Genomic DNA, 23,022 nt, shown 5'->3' on the forward strand with positions numbered 1-23,022 from the left:
TTCACGCCCCCTCGGGGGTCTGGACCTGCCCGACGTGCAGGTCGGCCGTGGCCAGGACGGTGCCGTCGGGCGCGCTCAGGTGGGCGCCCGTGACCGTCGTGGGATCGATGGGGGATGTCCCGCCCCAGTGACCCTGACCGTCGCGCAGGGCAAAGTCACCGGCGTGGGTGGTGGTGCCGTCCGCATGCTCCAGGAGACAGGTGACCATGCCGGTGTACGAGGCGTGCGTGCCGTTGAGGTCGACGGACATGAAGAGCCAGCCGGGGGGCCCGGGGTGGGCGTAGATCTCGCCGGCCGGCGGCCCGGCCCCGTGGGACGAGGTCAGGTCCCCGACCAGGACCGGTTCGGTCTCGACGGCGGGGGCCGACGGGGCCGTGATCGCCTCGACGGCGGTACCGATCCCCCAGCCGGCGAAGCCGCAGGCGATGACGAGCGCGGTCACGGCGGAGGCCAGCCCCAGCCGGGCCCGCCGGGCGCGGCCGCGAAAGCCTTTGTGCTCGGCTGCCCACGGGTGCGTGTGCGCGCGGCTCTCGGGCGCGGTCGCGGCGCGGGTCAGTCCGCGCACCATCCGGGTCTCGAACCCGTTCGGCGGCTCGGCCGGCGGCAGCAGGCCGAGCAGCCGGTCGCCGACGAGGGTCAGATGCTCGACGTGCTCCCGGCAGTCCGCGCATCGCTCCAGGTGCTCGACCGCTTCGGCCCGCTGACGCCCGAACAGCACGCCGAGTGCCAGCTCGGCGCCGCTCTCCCGGAGCCTCTCGCAGGTCACGTCACTGGCCATGGTCGCCTCGCTTCGGAGACGTGAGCGTGTTCCGCAGCTTTGCCATCGCGGTTCTGATCCGCGTCTTGGCGGTTCCCAGCGGGATCTTCTCCCAGTCGGCGATCTGCTGAGCCGTCATTCCGTAGATGCCCGCCATCACCAGGGCACGACCCTGTTCCCGCGGCAGTTCCGCCACGGCGGCCCGCAGCCGGGCCGAGGCCTCGTCGGCCAGCGCCCACTGCTCGGGCGTCTCGCTGACGACGTCGAGGAGCACGTCGAGGTCCTCCGGCGCCATCGGCTCGCTCCGCCGCGACCGGAGTGCGTCGACGGCGAGGTTGTGCGCGATGGTCGTCAGCCAGGTCGCCACCGAGCCACGGCGCGGGTCGTAGATCTGGGCATGACGCCACGCGCGCTCGAACGTCTGCTGGGCGATGTCCTCGGCGAGCTGCGGGTCCCCGGTGACGGCGATGGCGACGCCGAAGACCGTGTGCTGGAACCTCCGTACAAAGGTGGCCGCGAGCTCCGGGTCACCGGTGGCGAGCCCGGACAGCAGAGCCTCGTCCGGGAGCCGGCCCACCGGGAACCGAATCCCTTGCATACCTCCATATACGGTCCGCCCCCGCCAGGAGATTGCCCGGCCTTCGCGGCGGAAGATCACATCCCTATTCTCCGCCCGTACCCCCGGCGGCGCCCGTCAGTGGCCGTTCTGGGCCAGCCGCAGGAGATGGTCCGCCAGGGCCTGCCCGCCGCTGGGATCCCGGCTGATCAGCAGCAACGTGTCGTCGCCCGCGATGGTACCGAGGATGTCGTGCAGCTCGGCCTGGTCGATGGCGGAGGCGAGGAACTGGGCAGCCCCGGGAGGGGTCCGCAGGACCACGAGGTTGGCGGAGGCCTCGGCGGAGATCAGCAGCTCCTGGGACAGGCGCCGCATCCGCTCCTCCTTCGCCGACTCCCCGAGCGGCGCCCGGGGCGTGCGGAAGCCGCCCTCGCTCGGCACCGCGTAGATCAGGTCGCCGTCGTTGTTGCGGATCTTGACCGCGTTCAGCTCGTCGAGGTCCCGCGACAACGTCGCCTGGGTCACGCTCAGCCCGTCGTCGGCGAGAAGCTTCGCCAGCTGGCTCTGCGACCGCACCGGCTGCCGGTTGAGGATGTCCACGATCCGGCGGTGCCGTGCGGTGCGGGTCTGCGGCACGGCGGGCCCGGCGCCCGCCGCGTGTTCGTGGTCCTGCGCCTGGCTCATCGTCGTCTCATTCTCCGGATCGTCCGTCCCCGTTCGCCGGGCTCACTGCGTCGAGAATGCCGGGCAGCGCCCGAAGGAAGGCGCCTGTCTCGTCGTCGCTCAGGTTCAGCGGCGGCATGAGCCGCACGACGTCGGGAGCGGGCGCGTTCACCAGGAACCCGGCCTCCTGGGCCGCCTGCTGCACCTGCGCTGCGAGCGGCCCGGTGAGCACGATACCCAGGAGGAGGCCCGCGCCCCGGACATAATCGATCGACGGGTGGCCGAGAGCCTCGATTCCCTCACGCAGCGCCCCGCTCTGCCGCTTCACGTTCTCCAGCAGCCCCTCGTCCGCGATGGTGTCGAGGACGGCGAGCCCTGCGGCGCACGCGACCGGGTTGCCGCCGAAGGTCGTGCCGTGCTGGCCGGGCTGGAGCAGGTCGGCGGCGCGCCCGAAGGCCACGGTGGCGCCGAGCGGCAGTCCGCCGCCGAGGCCCTTGGCGAGCGTGACGACGTCGGGCAGGACACCCTCGTGGGCCTGGTACTCGAACCAGTTGCCGGTACGGCCGATGCCGGTCTGCACCTCGTCCAGGACGAGCAGCGCCCCGGTGGCCGCGGTGATCGCCCGGGCCGCCTTCAGGTACCCGGACGGGGGCACCACGACCCCGTTCTCGCCCTGGATCGGCTCGATGATGACGAGCGCCGTCTCCTCCGTGACCGCCGCGGCCAGCGCCTGGGCGTCGCCGTAGGGCACATGGGTGACGTCGCCGGGCAGCGGCAGGAACGGCGCCTGCTTGCCGGGCTGGCCGGTGAGCGCCAGGGCGCCCATGGTGCGGCCGTGGAAGCCGCCGGTGGTCGCCACCATGTGGGTGCGCCCGGTCAGCCGGCCGATCTTGAAGGCGCCCTCGTTGGCCTCGGCGCCCGAGTTGCAGAAGAAGACCTTGCCGTCCCGGCCGAAGACCTGCAGGAGGCGTTCGGCGAGGGCGACGGGCGGCTCGGCGATGAACAGGTTGGAGACGTGCCCGAGCGAGCCGATCTGCCGGCCGACCGCCTCGACGACGGCCGGGTGGGCGTGGCCGAGCGCGTTGACCGCGATGCCGCCGACGAGGTCCAGGTACTGCTTGCCGTCGGCGTCCCACAGCTTGGCGCCCTCGCCGCGCACGAGGGGCAGTCGGGGGGTGCCGTAGTTGTTCATGAGCGCGCCCTGCCAGCGCGCGGTCAGCTCTGCGTTGGTCGTGGTGTCCGTCATGACTGCTCCCCCTCGGCTTCGTCGGGCACGACCATCGTGCCGATGCCCTCGTCGGTGAAGATCTCCAGCAGGATCGAGTGCTGGACCCGGCCGTCGATGACGCGGGCGGTGGTGACGCCGTTGCGTACGGCGTGCAGGCAGCCCTCCATCTTCGGCACCATGCCGGAAGACAGCTCCGGCAGCAGTTTCTCCAGCTCCGACGCGGTGAGGCGGCTGATCACCTCGTCGGAGTTCGGCCAGTCCTCGTAGAGGCCCTCGACGTCGGTGAGGACCATGAGGGTCTCGGCCCCCAGTGCCGCAGCGAGTGCCGCAGCCGCCGTATCAGCATTGACGTTGTAGACATGTCCGTCGTCCTGGGATCGGGCGATCGACGACACGACCGGGATGCGGCCGTCGGCCAGCAGGGCCTCGATCGCGCCCGTGTCGATCGCGGTGATCTCGCCGACCCGCCCGATGTCGACCAGTTCGCCGTCGATCTCGGGCTGGTGCTTGGTGGCGGTGATGGTGTGGGCGTCCTCGCCCGTCAGGCCCACGGCGAGCGGTCCGTGCTGGTTGAGCAGCCCGACCAGCTCGCGCTGCACCTGCCCGGCCAGCACCATCCGTACGACGTCCATGGCGTCCTCGGTGGTGACCCGGAGGCCCGCCTTGAACTCGCTGACGATGCCGTGCCGGTCGAGGGCGACGCTGATCTGGGGGCCGCCGCCGTGCACCACGACCGGCTTGAGGCCGGCGTGCCGCAGGAAGACGACGTCCTGGGCGAAGGCGGCCTTCAGGTCCTCGTTCACCATGGCGTTGCCGCCGAACTTGATGACGACGACCTTGCCGTGGTGCCGGGTCAGCCAGGGCAGCGCCTCGATGAGGGTCCGGGCCTTGGGCAGGGCGGTGTGCTTACGCGTCGTTCCGGTGCTCATGAGGAGTAGGCGCTGTTCTCGTGGACGTAGTCGGCGGTGAGGTCGTTGGTCCAGATGGTGGCGGTCTCGGAGCCGGCCGCGAGGTCGGCGACGATGTGCACCTCGCGGTAGCGCATGTCGACCAGCTCGCGGTCCTCGCCGACACCGCCGTTCTTGCACACCCAGACGCCGTTGATGGCGACGTTCAGCTGGTCCGGCTCGAAGGCGGCCTTCGTCGTGCCGATCGCGGACAGGACGCGGCCCCAGTTGGGGTCCTCGCCGTGGATCGCGCACTTGAGGAGGTTGTTGCGGGCGATGGAGCGGCCCACCTCGACGGCGTCGTCCTCGGACGCGGCGTTGATCACCTCGACCCTGATGTCCTTGCCGGCGCCCTCGGCGTCCCGGATCAGCTGCTGGCCGAGGTCGTCGCAGACCTGGCGCACGGCCTCGGCGAACTCGTCGTACTCCGGGGTGATCCCGGAGGAGCCGGAGGCGAGCAGCAGCACCGTGTCGTTGGTGGACATGCAGCCGTCGGAGTCGACGCGGTCGAAGGTGACCTTCGTGGCGGCGCGAAGCGCCCGGTCCAGCACCTCGTCGTCGAGGTCGGCGTCAGTGGTGAGGACGACCAGCATGGTGGCCAGGCCCGGCGCGAGCATGCCCGCGCCCTTGGCCATGCCGCCGACGGTCCAGCCGTCCCTGGTCGCCACGGACGTCTTGTGGACGGTGTCGGTGGTCTTGATGGCGATGGCGGCCTTCTCGCCGCCGTGCTCGGAGAGCTGGGCCGCGGCCGTCTCGACGCCCGGGAGCAGCTTGTCCATGGGCAGCAGGACACCGATGAGGCCGGTGGAGCAGACGGCGACCTCGATGGCACCCCGGCCGAGCACCTCGGCCGCCTTCTCGGCGGTCGCGTGCGTGTCCTGGAAACCCTTGGGGCCCGTGCAGGCGTTGGCGCCGCCGGAGTTGAGGACCACGGCCGTCACCTGGCCGCTCCTGAGGACCTGCTCGGACCAGAGCACCGGCGCGGCCTTCACACGGTTGGAGGTGAAGACGCCCGCGGCGGCACGGCGCGGCCCGTTGTTGACCACGAGGGCCAGGTCGGGGTTGCCGTTCTCCTTGATCCCGGCGGCGATGCCCGCCGCCTGGAATCCCTTGGCTGCCGTGACACTCACGGTGCGACTCCGATCGTGGAAAGCCCGGTGGTCTCGTCGAGACCCAGGGCGATGTTCATGCTCTGTACGGCACCGCCCGCGGTGCCCTTGGTCAGGTTGTCGATGGCGCTGATCGCGATGATGCGGTCCACCGCCGCGTCGTACGCGACCTGCACCTGAACGGCGTTGGAACCGTAGACGGACGCCGTGGCGGGCCACTGTCCCTCGGGGACCAGGTGGACGAACGGCTCGTCGGCGTAGGCCTTCTCGTAGGCGGCGCGCACGGCCTCACCGGTCACCCCGTCCCGGGCGGACGCGCTGCACGTGGCGAGGATGCCGCGGGGCATCGGCGCGAGGGTCGGGGTGAAGGAGACGGCGATCCGCTCCCCGGCCGCCCCGCTGAGGTTCTGGATCATCTCGGGGGTGTGCCGGTGGCCGCCGCCGACGCCGTACGGCGACATGGAGCCCATGACCTCGCTGCCGAGCAGGTGGGGCCTCGGCGCCTTGCCCGCGCCGGAGGTGCCGGACGCGGCGACGATCACCGCCTCGGGCTCGGCGAGCCCGGCCGCGTAGGCCGGGAACAGGGCGAGGGTCACGGCGGTCGGGTAGCAACCGGGCACCGCGATGCGCTTGGACCCCTCCAGCGCGGCGCGGGCGCCCGGAAGTTCGGGGAGGCCGTAGGGCCAGGTACCGGCGTGCGGGGAACCGTAGAACCTCTCCCAGTCGCTCGCGTCCGCGAGGCGGAAGTCGGCGCCCATGTCGACGACGAGGACGTCCGGGCCGAGCTGCTCGGCGACGGCGGCGGACTGCCCGTGCGGCAGCGCCAGGAAGACGACGTCGTGCCCGGCGAGCGCCTCGGCCGTGGTCTCGGTCAGCACACGGTCGGCCAGCGGCAGCAGATGCGGCTGGAGCGCGCCGAGCCGCTGCCCGGCGTTGGAGTTGCCGGTCAAGGCACCGATCTCGACCTCGGGGTGCGCGAGGAGCAGGCGCAGGACCTCTCCGCCCGCGTATCCGCTCGCTCCGGCCACCGCCGCACGTACCGCCATGTCCACCCTCCTCTGGATGGCATGACTATACGTATCGATGCACGTTTATGCAATCGATCGGGGGAGCATCACCCAGCGGGACACGACGAACGTGACAGGGATGGCGGCCGCAGAGGCGAGCAGCGGGGCGAAGCGGCTGCCGGCGTGCAGCATGTCGACGATCACGTACACCCCGGCGGTCGTGATCAGGAAATTGGTGGCGTTGGTCAGCGGGAACAGCAGGAATTTACGCCAGGTGGGCCGTGTCCGGTAGGTGAAGCGCGCATTGAGGAAAAAGGATCCGATCATGCTGAGCAGAAAGGCGAGAATATGCGCGGCCAGGTAGGGCAGCCACATGAGGAACAACAGGTAGAGACAGTAATAAGTGGCGGTGTTGATCACACCGACCGCAGCAAAGGTGACGATCTGTCGCTTCAAGGAATGAGGTCTTTCGTCCGTTCCACATTGGTCGCCTTCACCAGGAAGTGCGGGCGCCCCTTCACCTCGTAGTAGATGCGGCCGGTGTACTCCCCGATGACTCCCAGCATGACCATCTGCACGCCGGCGAGGGCTGTGACGGCGGTGATGATGGTCACATAGCCGGGCGTCTGAACCCCGTTGACGAGCGCGGCGCCCACGATCCAGGCGGTGTACAGCCCGGCGCACAGCAGCAGGGCCATGCCGAGCCAGAGGGCGGCGCGCAGCGGCCGGTTGTTGAAGGAGAGCAGGCCGTCCAGGCCGTAGTTGAGCAGGCTGCGGAAGGACCAGGAGCTGCTGCCGGCCTCGCGTGTCGCGTTCTCGTACTCGAAGGTGGTGCTCGGGAAGCCCACCCAGGCGAACAGGCCCTTGGAGAAGCGGTTGTACTCGGTGAGGTTCAGGACCGCGTCCACCACACGGCGCGACAGCAGGCGGAAGTCGCCCACGCCGTCGACGAGTTCGACGTCGACCATGCGATTGATGAGCCGGTAGTACAGGCGGGCGGTGACGGTGCGGGTGAGGCGGTCGCCGGTGCGGCTGCGCTTGGCGATGACCTGGTCGTAGCCCCGGCCGCTCAGCTCCACCATCCGTTTGATCAGCTCCGGCGGGTGCTGGAGGTCGGCGTCCATGACGACGACCGAGTCGCCCGAGGCGTGCCTGAGGCCCGCGAGCAGGGCCGCCTCCTTGCCGAAGTTGCGGCTGAAGGAGACGTACCGCACCCGCGAGTCGCAGTCGGCGAGGCGCCCCAGCACGGCGAGCGTGCGGTCGCGGCTGCCGTCGTCGACGTACACGAACTCCATGTCGTGGCCGAGCGGCAGCAGCTCGTCCGCGATCTTCTGGACCTCCTCGTGGAAGCGTTCGAGGACGTCTTCCTCGTTGTAGCAGGGCGCGACGATCGATATCAGCATGGCGTTCCCCCCAGGGGCGCGGTCAGAGGGCGGTGGTCACGCGCTCGCGCGGTGGTGTGGTCGTGGACGGTGCCGGGGCGCGTCTGCGGCGCACGGCGGCGAGGGTGCCGAGCAGCGCGAGCGTGAGCAGCGAAGCGCCCCCGACGGCCGTGCCCAGCCGCAGGCCGGGCGGGTGGAAGGTGCAGGTCAGCGAGGTCGAGGTCCCGGCGGTGCCGTCCAGGGGGACGGCGATCAGCCCGTGGTACTCCCCCGCCGGCCGGGCCGGACCGTCGCCGGTGGCGCACCGCCAGCCGGCGATCCGGGGTGCGGCGACGACCGCGATCCCCTTGCTGCCCGCGGGCAGTCGGGCCCGGACGGTGCCGTCGGAGACGGTGACCTCGGTGGCGCCGGTGGCCTTCAGACGGGCGGCCGCGGTGCGCAGGCGTGCGGTGTCCAGGCAGCCGATCGCACCGCCCGGGATGCGGCCGGGCCGCTCCGGGGTCAGCTCGATGCGCAGCCGGCCGGACGCCGGGGCCGGGCCGAGCGGCGCCATGGCGGCGCGGTTGCGCGGGTACTCGAAGTGGAAGCGGGCGGTGGTGCCGGCGCCGCGCTGCCGTGCCGTGCCCGAGTAGTGCGGGGCCCACAGGTAGACCTGGGTCCCGGCCGGGCAGCGGGCCGTGATGGTCGGGCTCGTCACGGCGCTCCCGGACCCGACCCGGCCTCCCCGGGCCGGTTTTCCGGTGTCGCCGTGCACGGCGAGTCGGGGCACGGTGTAGACGCGGCTGCCGAGCAGCAGTTCCTGGTTGCGGTACGGCGACGGCCCGAAGGCGGCCCGGTCGGGAGCGTTCCGCACGGTCACCGGCGGCGGCACGTCGCGCCGGGTCACGGTCACCCGGCCGCCGCCTTGCGGCTGGTGCTTCTGGTGCGGGTCCGGCGGCGAATGGACCCGGGCGCCGACCGAGAAGAGCACGTCGGTGACGGCGTTGTCCAAGCTCTGTACGCTGCGGCCACGCGAGGTCCAGCCGTCACCGAGCGCGGTGAGCGTCCGGCTGAGGACGTCGGAGGTCAGGCTGCTGTAGTACTGGGCACCCTGGCCGCCCACCAGCATCGGGTCGTTGCCGACGGTCTGCTCGCGTCCGGGGTCGGTCCGGTACCGGGGCCAGCCGTCGGCCCCCGCGATGGCGTTCGCCTGCCGCTGCTGCCGCTGCCCCCAGGGCGCGTAGTCGTCCAGGTGCCCGAGGCGCAGTCGGGTGGCCACGGCGGAGGTGGCTGCCGTCTCGCCGAGCTGCGTACCGAGCAGGAGGACGACGGCCAGACCGGCCAGCCGGGTGCGCTGCCCCGCATCGGCGCGGGCGAGCAGGGCCAGTCCGCCGAGGGCGCCGGCGGTGGCGAGCAGCAGCACCGGCCAGGCGAAGGCCCGCACCAGGTCGCTGCGGCTCGCCACGAGGGCGATCAGGGCGAGCAGCCCGGCCGCCGCCGTGAGCGCGCGCCGGTCGGGCGGCCCGTACGACAGCGCGTGCCAGGCGGCGATCACCAGCAGCCCGCAGAGCACGAAGGCCTGGCGGTAGGGGCTGCCCTGCGGGGTGGCGAAGGCGTGCCAGACCAGGTGGGTCGGCGCCCACTGCAGCGACAGGGTCACCGCGAGCACGAGGAGCGTCCAGCCGGCACGCACCCGGACCGGGACCGCGCGGTGGAAGGGCAGGGCGAGGGCGAGCAGCAGGGCCGTGATGCCCACGTAGACGGCCGGGGAGCCGAAGCCGTACGTCGCCGGCAGCAGCCGGGCCAGCACGTCCTCGCTCGCCACCGGGGCGAACTGGCGGACGCGGCCCGGGTAGGCGTGCTCGGTGCCGAAGTAGACGACCGTCACCAGCGGGGCGGCGAGACCCACGCCGAGGACCACGGTGACCACGGCGCGGCCGACCGCCGCGAACGCCCGCCGCCGGGGCAGGTCCGCCAGCAGCAGCCGGAGCAGCAGGACCAGGGCCGCGCCGAGGGTGGCCATGTAGGCGGTGTAGAAGTTGGCCGTCCAGGCGAGCGCCACGACGAGGACGCCCAGGCAGCGCCGGCGCCCGGCGACGACCCACTCGCCGACCAGACACAGCAGCGGCAGCGCGATGAGGCCGTCCAGCCACATGGGGTTGTAGGAGGCGTCGGCGACGCTCCAGCCGCACAGGGCGTAGGAGGCACCGAGCAGGCCGGCCGCCCACCAGCGGCCGGGGCGCAGGGTGAGCAGCAGGCAGGCCATGGCGGCCGCGGCGGCCGCGGTCTTCAGACCGGTGACGACGTACACCGCGAGGTCGATCTCGTCCCGCGGGAAGAGAGCCACGAGCAGCGCGAACGGGCTGCCGAGGTAGGTGCCGAGGTCGGGCAGGAAGCTGGAGCCGTAGCCGGACTGCCAGTTGACGAGGAGACCGCCGTCGGCCCCTCCGTGCAGCAGGTCCCACAGGTGGGCGTGGAAGGGCACGTACTGGTTGCCCAGGTCGTTGACGCTGCGGGTGCGGGGGCCGAACGGGTAGCTGCGGGCAAGGGCGTCGGCGACGCAGAACGCCGTGATCGTGACGGCCGCGGCGAGCAGCGCGGCGGCCCGCCTCGGCCGGGATATCTCTTTCACACCCTGTTCCTGTCCGGGTGCCGCCGCGCGATGCAATGCATTTTCGGTGCTCCCCCACGGAATGTACGCCTCGTCGATTCGACGTCTTAGACGGGACACGTTTCCTGTTGGTTGTGCGCTCATCGAAAAGTGAGGCCACTTCTTCCGAATACGGGAAACACCGTGTGAATTTCATGACGACGAGGAAAACAAATGCTTTCCGGACGGTGTTTTCAAGGTGAACCGAGCAACGCTTGACCTGGAGCGCACTCCAGGTTCTACGGTTGTGGTCATGACCAGCGGACAGCCTCTCCCGCAGGACCGGGAGCCCTCGTTGACCATCGCCCAGGTGGTCGAACGCACCGGCCTCTCGCACGACACGCTGCGCTACTACGAAAAGGCCGGCCTGATCGAAAGGGTCGGCCGGACCACCGGCAACCAGCGGCGCTATCAGGCTGCCGACCTGGCCTGGCTGGAGTTCCTGCTGCGGCTGCGCGAGACCGGCATGTCGATCGCCGACATGCAGCGCTTCGCCCGGCTGCGGGCACAGGGGGACGCGACGGTCGCGGACCGGCTGGAGATGCTCCGCGAGCACCGCGCCGAGCTGGCCGACCGCATCCGGGAGCTCAGGCGCAACGCGGTCACGCTGGACGACAAGATCGATCACTACCAACGGCTGCTGCACGAGCGGAAGCCGGGAACGGACGGCCTCACATGAGCGAGAGCACCACGCGTGACGAGCGCTTCGCGCACGGCCTGGAGGTTCTGAAGAAGGTCGACGGCGAGGCGGGGCAGCGGGTCGTCGACTCGCTCGCCGACATCAGCCCGGAGCTGGGGCACCAGATCGTCGCGTGGGCCTTCGGGGAGGTCTACGACCGGCCCGGGCTCGCCCCGCGCGACCGTCAGCTGGTCACCCTGGGCATGCTCACCGCGCTCGGCGGCTGCGAGGCCCAGCTGGACGTGCACGTGAACGCGGCGCTCAACGTGGGCCTCACGGCCGAGCAGATCACCGAGGCGCTGCTGCACTCCGCCGTCTACTGCGGCATGCCGAAGGCGCTGAACGCGACCTTCGCCGCGAAGAAGGTCTTCGCCGAGCGCGGGCTGCTGCCGCTCGGACAGCAGCCCGCGGGCGACACCATGGCTACCTCTGCTTGATCCGCAGGAAGGTGATGGAGTTCGCCGGGAAGGTGTACGTGAACTTCCCCGCCACTCCGGTGAGCCTGGAGGTCTCGGGGGCGACCGTCGTGGACGTCTCGGTGTTCACCGCGTCGGGGGCGGCGGCGAGCGTGGTCACGGCGGCCTCGGAGGCGACCTTCGCACCACCCAGGTCGATCGCCGTACGGGCCGCGGAGGCCTGGGCGTTGACGACCTTGACGATCAGCTCACCGGTCCTCGCGTCCCGGGTGACGACCTGGCGGAACGGCTCGGCCGGCCTGTCGTCGGTGAAGCTGCCCCACTGCTGCCCGTCGAGGTACAGGGTGACCTGGCGGCCACGCACCTTGATGTCGATGTCGTAGGCCCGGCCGGTCTCGACCGAGCCCGCCCTGGAGATCAGCGTGGACTTGCCGCCGTCCACGGCCTGCTCGACCGCGCTCTGGGTGTTGTTCCAGCCGCCCAGGTTCCACCAGTAGTAGTTGCCGGTGTCCTTGACGCCGAAGGCGACGAGGAAGCCCTCCTTGCCGGACTTCTTGGTGGCCTTCACATGCAGGTCGTAGTCGTGCCAGGACGGGTCGCCCGCCTGGACCATGGTGTTCTCGGCGGCGTCGTCGGTCTGGACGTAGGCGCCGTCCTGGACGCTCCAGCTGCCGGTGCCGGTGTGGGTCCACTTCGAGGCGTCACCGGAGAAGTCGTCGCCGAGCAGGGTGCTCCCGTCGGCGGCGGTGACCGACACGTCGTCGTACGCGGCGCTGGTGTTCCAGGTGGACAGGCCGACGGCGCCGGTGACGGGGCCGCTGACGGCCGGGGTGGTGCTGGCGGTAGACGGCACCACCCGGCTGCCCACGTTGTTCATGAACAGCTTCTGGACCTCGTAGTTGGCCGAGCCCCAGGAGGCGTGGTTGTTGAACCACACCAGGTCCGGCTGCCACTGGACGTAGTCCTCATTGGCGAACAGCGGGGCGTAGGAGGCGAGCTCGACGACGTCCGCGTTGCGCTCCAGGCCGGTCATGTAGGCCGCTTCGGCGAGGCCGTTCCTGAAGGCGTTGCCCTGGGAGGCGTACTCGCCGAGGAAGACCTTCGGGCCGCTGCGGTCGTAGGAGTCGTAGCGGTCGTTGTTCTGCAGGAACAACTGCGGGCTGTTGTAGTAGTGCTCGTCGACCATGTCGACCTTGGCGTCCCGGTTGAGCTTCCAGGCCGTGTCGAAGGTCGCGCCGGAGTCGTCGGGGCCCGCGTTGGAGATGACCTGCATGTACGGGTACTCGGCCTGGACGGCCGCGCGGAACTGCTGGAAGCGGGCGAAGAACTCGTTCGGCAGGTTCTCCTCGTTGCCGACCTCGATGTGGGTGAGGTGGAAGGGCTTCGGGTGGCCCATGTCGGCGCGCACCTTGCCCCACTTCGAGGTCGCCGGGCCGTTGGCGAACTCGATGAGGTCGAGGGTGTCCCGGATGTGCCGCTCGAGCAGCGCGTCGTCGTCGACGGCCTTGTTCTGGCCGCAGCCGGTCACCAGTGCCGGGACGACGGGCAGGGGCATCGCGCCGATGTCCTCGGCGAAGCGGAAGTACTCGTAGTAGCCGAGGCCGTAGGACTGGTTGTAGCCCCAGAAGTTGGCGTTGGTCGCCCGTTGCTCGACCGGGCCGACGGTGTCCTTCCACTGGTAGGAGCGCTTGCGCTGCCAGCCGGAGGCCTCGCTGTAGTCCTGCATGGAGCCGGTGTTGACCAGGCAGCCGCCGGGGAAGCGGACGAAGCCCGGGTGCAGGGCGGCGACCTTCTCGGCGAGGTCCTTGCGCAGGCCGTTCGGCTCGTGCCGGTAGGTGTCGCGCGGGAAGAGGGAGACCATGTCGAGCGCGGCGGCGGCCGAGGAGGCGACGGTGAGGCGGCCCGTGGTGCTGGTGCGGGTCGCGGTGAAGGCGGCCCGGTAGCGGGCCCAACCGCTCTTCCGGACGGCGATCTGCCGCACGGTCGCCAGGGTGCCGCCCGCGTCCTGCAGGGTCACGGTGAGCGTGCTGCCGGCCTCCGCGCGCGCCCAGACCGAGAAGTCGTACTTCTTGCCGTCCTCCAGCGCGACGCCGGTGTTGTAGCCGGCGTTGGTGACGGACGAACCGGCCCCCAGGGACAGGTAGTTGCGGTTGCGGTCGTTGAGGCGGCCAGCGTCGTTCACGACCTGCCCGGCGCCGGACACCGTCCACGCGGTCAGGGGCGTGTACGACCTGTTGTCGTCGGTGGAGTACTCGAAGGACCGGTTCTGCACGAGTTCGGCGTACAGGCCGCCGTCGGCGGCGCGGTTGATGTCCTCGAAGAAGACGCCGTACATCGTCCTGTCGATCTCGGCGCCCCGGGCGCTGGGGTCGACGGTGATCGAGTAGTCGGCGACGTCGGCGGCGTGGGCGGGGGCCGGGACGACGGTGGCAGCCAGCGAGAAAGCGCTTGCCGCGAGGCCGAGTCCCAGCCTGGTGCGGGTGGTGCGTGACATGGATACTCCGCGGCTCTGAGTTCGTTCGAAATATCAGACAGTGGTCAGCACTTCGAACGGCAAGATAGGGAAGGGGTATGAGCACGTCAATGGGGCGGACAGACAGGGGTGATGATGGGCGGGTTCTGGCCCGTGGCCGACGTCCTGGCCCACCTGGCCGGACGCTGGCGGGTGGAGCGGACCGTGCGCGATCTGGCGAGCGGGGACGAAGGGCGCTTCGAGGGAGTCACCGTCTTCAGCCCGCTCGACGGCGGCGGGCTGCTGCACGAGGAGTCGGGGACCTTCACCTGGCAGGGTGTGGCACGGCCCGCGACCCGCACCCTGCGCTTCCTGCCCGGGGCCTCGCCCGGCACGGCCGACGTCCGTTTCGCGGACGGCCGGCCCTTCCACGACCTGGACCTGACCTCGGGACGGTGCATCGCCGGCCACCCCTGTGCGGCCGACCTCTACCGGGGCGAGTTCACGGTCACGGACGCCGACCACTGGCGCTCGGTGTGGCGGGTCGGCGGACCGGCGAAGGATCTGGTGCTGACCACCGACTACGTACGCGAGGGCTGAGTGGACCCGCCGTCCAGGCGGAGGTTCCAGCGGCCCGAGTGGCCCGTCACCGTGGACGTGGACAGCGGGCGCACGTCGATGTTCCAGTACGTCGCGGGCGGCGCCTTCAGGGCGTACACCAGGGCGGCGCGGATCACCGAGGGCTCGGCGACGGCGACGATCCGGCCGCCGTCGCCCACCGGGCGCGTGTCGAGCCAGGCGGCGACCCGGGAGATGAAGCCCAGCAGCGACTCCCCGCCGTGCGGGGTGGAGCGCGGATCGGCGAGCCAGGCATCCACGGCGTCCGGTTCACGGGCCATCGCCTCGCCCAGCGTCAGCCCGCGCCAGCGGCCCATGTCGCAGTCGCGCAGCGCGAGCTGGACCAGCGGGGCGTATCCCAGGGCGTCGCCGGTGGCACGACTGCGCGGGGTCGGGGAGCAGTAACGCAGGTCGGCGGCCCGCAGCGGCAGCAGGTCCCAGGCCATGCGCTGCACCTCTTCCCAGCCGGCCTGGTCCAGCGGCCGGTCGTCCTCGAAGCGCTCCGCGAGCAGCGGGGAACTGCGCGCGGCGGCGACAAACGTGACCCGAAGTGGCATGCGGTGATGGTGAGCCTCGGGTGTGCGCAGGTCAAGGGCCGTTACCTGTGAGTTACCCGGGGTGTGCGCGCGTTTACTCGAAGGGGTGGATCATCCACTGGCCGGGGCGGTCGAGCGGCCGGAAGCCCACCTTCTCGTACACCCCCTGGGCGTCCTCCGTGGCCAGCAGGATGCGCCGCAGGCCGAAGGGCCGCAGGTGGTCCCGGATCCGGCCGACGAACGCCGTGCCGACTCCCTTGCCGCGCACCGAAGGGTCGACGTACACGTCGGCGAGCCAGGCGAACAGGGCCTGGTCGGTCACCACGCGCGCGTACGCCACCTGCTCGCCGGTGGCCGTCGCGTACACACCGAAGTTGATCGAGGACGCCATCGCGCGCTCCTGCTTCTCCCGCGGGCGGTCGATCGCCCAGTACGCGTCGGTCGACAGCCAGCCGTGGACACGGTCGACGTCCACACGGGCGGTGTCGGCGGAGAACTCGTAGCCGTCGGGAAGATCGGGTGCGTCGCTCATGCGGGGATCCTCACAGGACGGACGGCCGGCGTCGAATCGTTTTGCCCGGTGGTACGACCCTCTTCCCGCCTGAGAACACCCTGCCTCAGAGCACCTCGTCGCACGCCACCCGCAGCCGCCGGATCCCCTCCCTGATCTCCCCCGCCCCCGCCACCGCCGCGAAGCTCAGCCGGAGGTGGGCCGCGGGGGGTTCGGCGCTGAAGTAGGGGCGGCCGGGAGTGAGGGCGACGCCCGCGCGGAGAGCGGCCGCGGTCAGGGCGGACTCTCCCCCGGAGCCGAAAGCCTGGGAGGTGCCGCCGGCGCCGTCGGGCAGACGGAGCCAGAGGTGGTAGCCGCCGGAGGGAATGTGGGGCAGGGCGAGTTCGGGGAGGTGGAGGGCCAGCTCGGTCGTCATGGTGGCGCGACGGGTCTTCAGCTCGGCCGACAGAGCCCGCAGATGGCGGGGCCAGGCCGGGGAACCGACGAGTTCCAGTGCCGCCTCCTGGAGCGGCCTGGGGACGAAGAAGCTGTCCACGACCTGGATCGCGCGCAGGCGTTCCAGCACGGGCCCGCGCGCGGCCAGCGCGGCCACCCGGAAGCTGGGCGAGGTCGCCTTGGTCAGTGAGCCGACGTGGACGACCACACCGTCGGGGTCGTCGGCGGCCAGCGTGCGGGGCAGCGGGCCGGAGTCCGCGTGCACGAGGCGCCGTACGAAGTCGTCCTCGATGACGAACGCGCCCGCGGCGCGGGCGATGCGCAGCACCTCGGCGCGCCGGTCGGGGGCCAGGACCGCGCCGGTCGGGTTCTGGAACAGGGGCTGGCAGACGAAGACCCGGGCGCCGGTGGCCCGGAAGGCGTCGGCGAGGAGGTCGGGGCGTACACCGTCGGGGTCGACCGGCACCGGGACCGGGCGCAGTCCGGCCGCGCGGGCGAGGGCCAGCATGCCCGGGTAGGTGGGCGACTCCACGAGGACCGGGGCGCCGGGCGGGGCCAGCGCCCTGAGGGCCGTGGCCAGCGCGGCCTGGCCGCCCGCGGCGATCAGCACCTCGGCCGCGGTGACCGCCCCGCCGATGCCGCGCGCGAACCACTCGCGCAGTTCGGGCAGCCCCTCCAGCGGCGGTCTCCCCCAGGCGCCGGGCCGCCGCCCGGCCCGGGCGAGGGCCGCGGCCATGGCTCGCTCGGGCTGCAGCGAGGGGTGCGGATAGCCGCCGTTGAACTCCAGTACGCCCGGGGGCGGGGTGGTGAGCGAGACGGTGACCCCGGAGGCATCCACCGTGCGCGGGACGAGATCGGTCATGCCGTCGGCGCTCAGCGCGACCTCCTGCCAGGAGGTGTCCCCGGCGGGCTCGGCGACCGCGTGCGGCCGCGCACGGAAGGCGCCGGCGCCGGGCCGGGTCACCACCAGCCCCTCGGCGGCCAGCTGGGCCAGGGCCCGGGAGACGGTCACCGGGCTCACCCGGAACCGCTCGACCAGGGCCCTGCTCGACGGGAGCTTTCCACCTGGTGAGTAGCAGTCCAGCTCCCGTCGCAGCTGTTCTGCCAGTTCGCCGACGCTGCTACGCTCATGCATGAGAGCACAGAGTAGCGCTACTACCGCGACCACGATAGCGGTCACCGCTCCCCGCGAGCACCGGTCCTTCGGCATCGGGATGGCCGCCCTCGGCGTGACCGCCTTCTCCCTGACCTTCCCGTCCACCGCCTGGGGTCTGGAGAGCTTCGGCCCCTGGTCCCTGGTGGCGGTGCGCAGCGTCCTCGCGGCGTTGGTCGCCGGTGGGTGTCTGCTGGGGGTGGGGGAGGGTGCCGCTGCCCGACCGCCGGCATCTGCCGGGCCTCGCGGTCGTCGCCGCCGGGGTGGTGTTCGGCTTCCCGCTGCTGACCACGCTCGCGCTGCAGACCTCGACCACCTCGCACGCCGCCGTCGTGGTGGGCCTGCTGCCGCTGACCACCGCCGCCTGCTCGGCGCTGCGCACGGGCCACCGGCCCTCGCGGCGGTTCTGGCTGGCGGCGCTGGCGGGCGCGGCGGCCGTGCTCGCGTTCACCGTCGGTCAGAGCGGCGGCTCGCTGACCGCCGCCGACGGCTACCTGTTCGCCGCCCTGCTGGTGTGCGCGGCCGGCTACACCGAGGGCGGGCGGCTGGCCCGGGTCATGCCCGGCTGGCAGGTCATCGGCTGGGCGCTGGTGCTGTCCCTGCCGCTGAGCCTGCCGGCCGCCCTGCTGGCGCTGTCGTACGAGCCGGTGCATTTCACCTGGCACGGGGTGACGGGTCTGCTCTGGGTCTCGGTGGTGTCGCAGTTCCTCGGACTGGTCGTCTGGTACCGGGGAATGGCGGCCATCGGGATCCCGAAGGCCAGCCAGTTGCAGTTGGCCCAGCCGCTGCTCACACTGGTGTGGTCGGCGCTGCTGCTGGGCGAGCACCTTACGGCGGCCGCTCCCCTGACCGCCGTCGCCGTGCTCGTCTGCATCGCCGTCACCCAACGGTCGTGACCGCGAGGAGGGCCTGATGCGCGCAACCGTCGGCGACCAGCTTGTCCAGCACGGCAGGGTGGTCGGCGAACACGACAAGATCGGCAAGATCGTCGAAGTGATGGGCCAGAAGGGCGAGCCGCCGTACCGCGTCCAATTCGAGGACGGGCACGTGGGCATCTGCTCCCCCGGCCCCGACACCGAGATCCGGCACAAGGAGATCCGACCGTCGTAGCTCAGCGCGGTGGCTTCGCCGGCTGCCCGTAGTGGTCGGCGACCACCCGCGCCATCGCTCCGACCGGATCCGCCGCCACGTCCTTGGCGGCGAAGAACACGTGCCCGCGCACCTGCGGGTACCCGGCGCCGAGCGTGAGGTGCCGGGACAGCTCGACCGGGTCCTGCCACTCCGAGGGCTGCCCGGCGGCACCCGCCTTGTACAGCGCCTCGCCGATGTAGAGCCGCGTCCTGGTGCCCTCGGCCACCTTCGCCCACCAGTCGACGAGCGTCGCGTAGTCGGCGGCGGCGAAACCGATGTGCCAGTAGAGCTGCGGGACGATGTAGTCGATCCAGTGGTTGCGCACCCATTTGCGGGTGTCGGCGTGCAGGTCGTCGTACGTCTGCACGCCCGCCCGGGTGTCCGAGCCGCGCGAGTCGGTCGTGGCGTTGCGCCACACCCCGAAGGGGCTGATCCCGAACCGGGTGCCGGGCCGTACCTGCTTGACGGCCGCGGCCGTCTCCTGCACCAGCTTGTCGATGTTGTCGCGGCGCCAGGCGGCCCGGGTGTCGAAGTCGCCGCCGTACTCGTCGTACGCCACGTCGTCGTCGAAGGTCTGCCCGGCGACCGGGTACGGGTAGAAGTAGTCGTCGAAGTGGACGGCGTCCACCGGGTACCTGACGACCGCGTCGAGCATGGCCTGCTCCACGAAGGCACGGACCTCGGGCAGGCCCGGGTTGTAGTAGAGCTTCCCGCCGTAGGGCACTACCCAGTCCGGGTGCCTGCGGGCCGGATGCGAGGCGGCCAGCCGGGTCGGGTCGGTGTGATTGGCGACCCGGTACGGGTTGAACCAGGCGTGCAGTTCCAGGCCGCGGGCGTGCGCCTCCCGCACGGCCGTACCCAGCGGGTCCCAGCCCGGGTCCCGGCCCTGGGTGCCGGTGAGGTACTGGGACCACGGCTCGTACGGCGAGGGCCACAGGGCGTCCGCCGTGGGCCGGACCTGGAGGATCACCGTGTTGAGCCGGTCGCGGACCGCCCGGTCCAGGTGGGCGATCAGCTCCGCGCGCTGCGCGTCGGCCGTGAGGCCGGTCTTCGAGGGCCAGTCGCGGTTGGACACGGTCGCCAGCCACACGCCCCGCATCTCGGTGGCCGCGCGCGGCCACGGCCGGCGCGGGTCCGGCCGCCCCGGCGTCGCCGCCGCGCCCTGGGCCGTCACCAGCGTCGACAGCGCCGCCAACGCGAACGCACGTCGTGTCGGTCGCCCCATCCGCACACCCCCATACGCTCCGGATCCGCACCGTCACGGATCGTTCCGCGCCCCAGGATGCCCCCACCCGGACGATCGATCATCGATACTTGGCGGTAACGTGCACGTTCGGAGCAGGCGCCGAACCCGGAGGTCTGCCAGAGCCGGAAACCAGCGAAGGGGACGATGTGACGGACTTCCCATCGGGAGACATTGCGCGCGTCGGAGTCGTGGGCTGCGGCCAGATGGGTGCGGGCATCGCCGAGGTGTGCGCCCGCGCGGGACTGGACGTGAAGGTCGCCGAGACCACCGGCGAGGCCCTGGAGATCGGCCGTACCCGGCTGTACAACTCCCTGGCCAAGGCCGCCGAGCGCGGCAAGATCACCGAGGAGGAGCGGGACGCCACGCTGGCGCGCCTCAGCTTCACCACCGACCTCGGCGAGTTCGCCGACCGCGATCTGGTGATCGAGGCGGTCGTCGAGAACGAGCAGGTGAAGACGGAGATCTTCCAGGTGCTCGACCAGGTGCTGACCCGCGCGGACGCGATCCTGGCCTCCAACACCTCCTCCATCCCGCTGGTGAAGCTGGCGGTCGCCACCTCCCGCCCCGACCACGTGGTCGGCATCCACTTCTTCAACCCGGCCCCGGTGCAGCAGCTGGTCGAGCTGATCCCGGCGCTCACCACCTCCGAGGGCACGCTCAGCCGCGCCCAGCTGTTCGCCGAGAAGGTTCTCGGCAAGCACGCCATCCGCGCCCAGGACCGCTCCGGCTTCGTCGTCAACGCGCTGCTCGTGCCCTACCTGCTGTCCGCGATCCGGATGTTCGAGTCCGGCATCGCGAGCCGCGAGGACATCGACAACGGCATGGAGATGGGCTGCGCCCACCCGATGGGCCCGCTGAAGCTGTCCGACCTGATCGGTCTGGACACCATCGTGTCCATCGCCAACTCGATGTACGCCGAGTACAAGGAGCCGCTGTACGCCGCTCCCCCGCTGCTCCAGCGCATGGTCGAGGCGGGCCGGCTCGGCCGGAAGACCGGCTCGGGCTTCTACACCTACGGCTGATTACCGTCCGCTACACCTGTGGGCCCGGCACCAATTTCGGTGCCGGGCCCATCTGTTTCGCACACCGTGTGTACGCCGGGCACGCATATGCCCTTCGCACACGCTCCCCACGCGCCCACCAGGCGAGTTGACTCCTCATGCGCATGCAAGGGATGCGGAACAACCAGATTCGACTACGGAAAGGAGTGGACCCGTGACCGCCGATCCGGAGCATCCCGTGGTCCATGGAGAACTCGCAGAGTTACGGCGCCGCCTCGACGTGGCGTACGCCCGAGTCGAGGGAGGACTCGCCCTGCTCAGTCATCGCACCGAGGAGACCGCCAAGGAACTGGACGAGCTGCACACACGCATGAGTTCGCTGGAACACGCACGCTGGCCGCTGCCCTCGGTCGCCGCGCTCACGGCTCTGGGAGCGCTGGTCGTGACGGTCTGGCAGACACTGGCCCACTAACCGTCCGCGAGCCTCATGTGATGCAGCAGGAGTAACGCGGCCGCCATGTTGGCGGCCGGGACCTCCCCTCGGGCGATCAGGTCGGGGACGACTTTGAGGGGGACCCATTCCCGGCGGTCCGACTCGAAGTCGTCCACGGGGTGGCCGACGTACTCGCCCCGGTCGGACCAGTAGATGTGGTGCCGGGCGTCGGTGAGGCCGTTGGACGGCTCCACGCTCATCAGGTGGTGCAGGGGCCCCGGCCGCCAGCCGGTCTCCTCCTCCAGTTCCCTGGCGGCCGCGCTCGCGATGTCCTCACCGTCCTCCACCACACCCGCGGCCAGTTCCCAGCCCCAGCTGTCGGTGATGAACCGGTGGCGCCACAGGAGCAGGACTTCGTTGGCCTCGTTGACCACCGTGGCGACGGCGACCGGCCGCAGCCGGATCAGGAAGTGGTCGAGGTGCCGGCCGTCCGGCAGCTCGACATCTGCGAGGTTGACGCTGAACCAGCGGTTTTCATACACAGTTTGTTCGTTCTGTTTCGTCCACTGCACGGTTCTGCCACCTTCCGACGAGTAAGTGGCAATATCGCAGCAGGGACTCTCCAGGCCTACAGCGCAGACCCCGGCCCGGGGGCTACAGCGGTACGCGCAGTGCGCCGTCGATGAGTTCGGCGGCCTCGGTGGTTCCGGCCGAGCCGCAGTTCACCAAGTGCTCGCGTACCGCGCGGAGTCTGTCGCGCAGCCGCTGGGACTCCATCCCGCGGGCCTGCTCGGCCATCTGCACAGCGGTGACCACCGCCTTGTCGGCGTTGCCCTGACGCAGCTCGATCGTGCTGAGCATGGCGAGCCGGTGCACCCGGCCCCGGTCGTGCGCGGGGTTGTCGACCGCGGCCGCCGCGTGCTCCCGCGCGGCGGCGAGTTCACCGAGGCTGAGCAGCGCCTCGGCCACCTGGACGTTGACCAGGCCGGGCTGGACATAGCCGGTCTCGTCGGGCTCGTACCCGCGCCGGATGCGGTCGGCGGCCGTCTCGGCCCGGCGGATGCAGGACAGGGCGCTGCTGCTGTCGCCGAGGTGGGCGTACGCCTTGGCCTGCATCGCGTACAGGTCGGAGGCGAGCGCCGGGGTGATGTGCTTGCCGGCGGCGCGCAGCGCGGCCTCGGCGAAGGCGACGGCCTGCCGGTACTCCTTCATGAACAGGGCCTGGTTGACGAGCAGCGCGATCACGTACGCGCCAAGTCCCCGGTCCCCGCTGGCCTTTGCCAGCCTGAGCGCCTGATGGAAGTAGCGCTGGGCGAGACCGTGCGCGTCGGAGTCGTACGCGCAGATGCCCGCGATCGCCACCAACCCGCCGGTGGCCCGGTGCAGTTGCCGGCCGGTGGCGTCGGTGTAGCTGCCGCGCAGCAGCGGAGCCGCCTCGGCGTTGAGGAACCCGACGATGCGGGTGCGGGTCGCCATGCCGCCGGCCTTGCGGTACATCTGCTCGTAGTGGGTGCGGGCGGCCCGCAGCATCTCGATGTCGGCCGCGGTGACCCGGTGCCGGCCGCCCCGGGAGACGTCCACGTCCTCGGGCGGGTTCTCCCACTCCCACACCGGCATGACCGCCGGGGTGCCGGTCACCGCGGGAGCGCCCAGCACATGGGGGCGCTGCTGTTCGTCGGAGCGCCACAGGGCGGTGGCACGCTCCACGAAGCCGGAGAGCGACCCGGTGTGCGGGGTGCTCGGCTCGCCGGGGACCCCGAGGCCGATGTCGTCCAGGGTGACCGGCCGGTGCAGCCGCCCGGCGAGCACCTCACAGATCAGGTCGGGCACCTGGCCGCGCGGCCGCTGGCCCTTCAACCACCGTGCCACAGCGGTGTGTTCGTACCGGAGCGCGAGGCCCCGTCGCCGGCCCGCCTGGTTGACGTGGGCGGCGAGACCGGCGTGTGAGATCCCCGCCTCGTCCAGGATCGCGTCGAGCAGAGCGTTGGGCTGCATGGGTTGCCCCCCGGGTGGCCTGGTGCCAGTCAGCGTAGTGCGTCCGCTTTCACACGGGGTGTGAACGGAGTGCGCGCATCCGCAGTGTGTGCACGCTGTCGCGGAGCGTGTTCTGCGGGTTGACTGAGAGTCCTCGCA

23 protein-coding genes and 1 pseudogene are annotated in these 23,022 nt (G+C 71.3%); 7 read left to right on the top strand and 17 right to left on the bottom strand.

Features of this window, described 5'->3' with window-relative positions; translation table 11 throughout:
- Position 1: 1 nt before the first annotated feature.
- The 10 genes from ACIF83_RS32435 to ACIF83_RS32480 all read right to left on the bottom strand — a co-directional run bounded on the left by ACIF83_RS32435 (position 2) and on the right by ACIF83_RS32480 (position 10,260).
- Complete coding sequence (locus ACIF83_RS32435) at positions 2-778, bottom strand: hypothetical protein (RefSeq protein ID WP_398139537.1); 777 nt, start codon at positions 776-778, stop codon at positions 2-4.
- Positions 768-1,355 (bottom strand): RNA polymerase sigma factor, encoded by a 588-nt coding sequence (locus ACIF83_RS32440; protein ID WP_094216895.1) that lies wholly within the window; start codon positions 1,353-1,355, stop codon positions 768-770. The genes ACIF83_RS32435 and ACIF83_RS32440 overlap by 11 nt, the downstream gene beginning before the upstream one ends.
- Before the next feature lie 96 nt (positions 1,356-1,451).
- Positions 1,452-1,997: an arginine repressor gene (locus ACIF83_RS32445; RefSeq protein ID WP_393475942.1), complete on the bottom strand. Its 546-nt coding sequence runs from the start codon at positions 1,995-1,997 to the stop codon at positions 1,452-1,454.
- A gap of 7 nt (positions 1,998-2,004) precedes the next feature.
- Entirely contained in the window at positions 2,005-3,222 is a 1,218-nt protein-coding gene (locus ACIF83_RS32450; RefSeq protein ID WP_399732269.1) for an acetylornithine transaminase, read from the bottom strand.
- Positions 3,219-4,133, bottom strand: coding sequence for an acetylglutamate kinase (gene argB, locus ACIF83_RS32455; protein ID WP_393475948.1), 915 nt, complete (start codon positions 4,131-4,133; stop codon positions 3,219-3,221). The genes ACIF83_RS32450 and argB overlap by 4 nt, the downstream gene beginning before the upstream one ends.
- Positions 4,130-5,281 carry a bifunctional glutamate N-acetyltransferase/amino-acid acetyltransferase ArgJ gene (gene argJ / locus ACIF83_RS32460; RefSeq protein ID WP_393475951.1) on the bottom strand — a complete coding sequence of 384 codons (1,152 nt, stop codon included), beginning with the start codon at positions 5,279-5,281 and terminating at the stop codon, positions 4,130-4,132. Before argJ ends, argB begins: the two co-directional genes overlap by 4 nt.
- The gene (argC, locus tag ACIF83_RS32465) at positions 5,278-6,306 is read right to left on the bottom strand and encodes an N-acetyl-gamma-glutamyl-phosphate reductase (RefSeq protein ID WP_399732272.1); all 1,029 of its coding nucleotides are present in this window, start codon (positions 6,304-6,306) and stop codon (positions 5,278-5,280) included. Before argC ends, argJ begins: the two co-directional genes overlap by 4 nt.
- 45 nt (positions 6,307-6,351) lie before the next feature.
- The gene (locus tag ACIF83_RS32470; RefSeq protein WP_393475957.1) at positions 6,352-6,723 is read right to left on the bottom strand and encodes a GtrA family protein; all 372 of its coding nucleotides are present in this window, start codon (positions 6,721-6,723) and stop codon (positions 6,352-6,354) included.
- Positions 6,720-7,670 (bottom strand): glycosyltransferase family 2 protein, encoded by a 951-nt coding sequence (locus ACIF83_RS32475; RefSeq protein ID WP_393475960.1) that lies wholly within the window; start codon positions 7,668-7,670, stop codon positions 6,720-6,722. The genes ACIF83_RS32470 and ACIF83_RS32475 overlap by 4 nt, the downstream gene beginning before the upstream one ends.
- A gap of 22 nt (positions 7,671-7,692) precedes the next feature.
- Positions 7,693-10,260, bottom strand: coding sequence for a YfhO family protein (locus ACIF83_RS32480; RefSeq protein WP_399732277.1), 2,568 nt, complete (start codon positions 10,258-10,260; stop codon positions 7,693-7,695).
- Between the two features lie 271 nt (positions 10,261-10,531).
- On the opposite strand from ACIF83_RS32480, the gene ACIF83_RS32485 reads away from it, so the two are divergent.
- Positions 10,532-10,957, top strand: coding sequence for a MerR family transcriptional regulator (locus ACIF83_RS32485; protein WP_399732279.1), 426 nt, complete (start codon positions 10,532-10,534; stop codon positions 10,955-10,957).
- A complete protein-coding gene (locus ACIF83_RS32490) occupies positions 10,954-11,394 on the top strand; it encodes a carboxymuconolactone decarboxylase family protein (RefSeq protein WP_393475968.1) in 441 nt (146 codons plus the stop codon). The genes ACIF83_RS32485 and ACIF83_RS32490 overlap by 4 nt, the downstream gene beginning before the upstream one ends.
- On the opposite strand, the gene ACIF83_RS32495 is transcribed toward ACIF83_RS32490, so the two are convergent.
- Positions 11,381-13,867, bottom strand: coding sequence for an alpha-L-arabinofuranosidase C-terminal domain-containing protein (locus ACIF83_RS32495; protein ID WP_399732283.1), 2,487 nt, complete (start codon positions 13,865-13,867; stop codon positions 11,381-11,383). The genes ACIF83_RS32490 and ACIF83_RS32495 overlap by 14 nt on opposite strands.
- 114 nt (positions 13,868-13,981) lie before the next feature.
- Between ACIF83_RS32495 and ACIF83_RS32500 the strand changes: the two genes are divergently transcribed.
- The gene (locus ACIF83_RS32500; RefSeq protein ID WP_399732420.1) at positions 13,982-14,425 is read left to right on the top strand and encodes a DUF6314 family protein; all 444 of its coding nucleotides are present in this window, start codon (positions 13,982-13,984) and stop codon (positions 14,423-14,425) included.
- On the opposite strand, the gene ACIF83_RS32505 is transcribed toward ACIF83_RS32500, so the two are convergent.
- The 3 genes from ACIF83_RS32505 to ACIF83_RS32515 all read right to left on the bottom strand — a co-directional run bounded on the left by ACIF83_RS32505 (position 14,407) and on the right by ACIF83_RS32515 (position 17,060).
- Positions 14,407-15,000 (bottom strand): histidine phosphatase family protein, encoded by a 594-nt coding sequence (locus ACIF83_RS32505; RefSeq protein WP_393475975.1) that lies wholly within the window; start codon positions 14,998-15,000, stop codon positions 14,407-14,409. The two genes, ACIF83_RS32500 and ACIF83_RS32505, sit on opposite strands and share 19 nt — an antisense overlap.
- Positions 15,001-15,073: 73 nt before the next feature.
- Positions 15,074-15,511: a GNAT family N-acetyltransferase gene (locus ACIF83_RS32510; protein WP_393475978.1), complete on the bottom strand. Its 438-nt coding sequence runs from the start codon at positions 15,509-15,511 to the stop codon at positions 15,074-15,076.
- 85 nt (positions 15,512-15,596) lie between these two features.
- Positions 15,597-17,060, bottom strand: a complete 1,464-nt coding sequence (locus ACIF83_RS32515) for a PLP-dependent aminotransferase family protein (protein ID WP_399732287.1) — start codon at positions 17,058-17,060, stop codon at positions 15,597-15,599.
- On the opposite strand from ACIF83_RS32515, the pseudogene ACIF83_RS32520 reads away from it, so the two are divergent.
- Both ACIF83_RS32520 and ACIF83_RS32525 read left to right on the top strand, forming a co-directional pair.
- Positions 17,059-17,974, top strand: a pseudogene (locus tag ACIF83_RS32520) (DMT family transporter). The gene ACIF83_RS32515 and the pseudogene ACIF83_RS32520 overlap by 2 nt on opposite strands.
- 16 nt (positions 17,975-17,990) lie before the next feature.
- Positions 17,991-18,188 (top strand): DUF1918 domain-containing protein, encoded by a 198-nt coding sequence (locus tag ACIF83_RS32525; RefSeq protein WP_393475987.1) that lies wholly within the window; start codon positions 17,991-17,993, stop codon positions 18,186-18,188.
- Position 18,189: 1 nt separating this feature from the next.
- On the opposite strand, the gene ACIF83_RS32530 is transcribed toward ACIF83_RS32525, so the two are convergent.
- Positions 18,190-19,434: a glycoside hydrolase family 10 protein gene (locus ACIF83_RS32530; RefSeq protein WP_399732290.1), complete on the bottom strand. Its 1,245-nt coding sequence runs from the start codon at positions 19,432-19,434 to the stop codon at positions 18,190-18,192.
- A 167-nt stretch (positions 19,435-19,601) separates the two neighbouring features.
- Here ACIF83_RS32530 and ACIF83_RS32535 point away from each other — a divergent pair, with 167 nt between their 5' ends.
- Positions 19,602-20,477, top strand: coding sequence for a 3-hydroxybutyryl-CoA dehydrogenase (locus tag ACIF83_RS32535; RefSeq protein ID WP_393475993.1), 876 nt, complete (start codon positions 19,602-19,604; stop codon positions 20,475-20,477).
- Between the two features lie 193 nt (positions 20,478-20,670).
- On the top strand, positions 20,671-20,928 hold the full coding sequence (locus tag ACIF83_RS32540) for a hypothetical protein (RefSeq protein ID WP_145881316.1): 258 nt from the start codon (positions 20,671-20,673) through the stop codon (positions 20,926-20,928).
- On the opposite strand, the gene ACIF83_RS32545 is transcribed toward ACIF83_RS32540, so the two are convergent.
- A complete protein-coding gene (locus ACIF83_RS32545) occupies positions 20,925-21,461 on the bottom strand; it encodes an NUDIX hydrolase (protein WP_393475997.1) in 537 nt (178 codons plus the stop codon). The two genes, ACIF83_RS32540 and ACIF83_RS32545, sit on opposite strands and share 4 nt — an antisense overlap.
- Positions 21,462-21,543: 82 nt before the next feature.
- Positions 21,544-22,884, bottom strand: coding sequence for a transcriptional regulator (locus ACIF83_RS32550; RefSeq protein WP_399732294.1), 1,341 nt, complete (start codon positions 22,882-22,884; stop codon positions 21,544-21,546).
- Positions 22,885-23,022: the final 138 nt, after the last annotated feature.

The organism is Streptomyces sp. NPDC085866 (assembly GCF_044541035.1).
GTDB lineage: Bacteria > Actinomycetota > Actinomycetes > Streptomycetales > Streptomycetaceae > Streptomyces.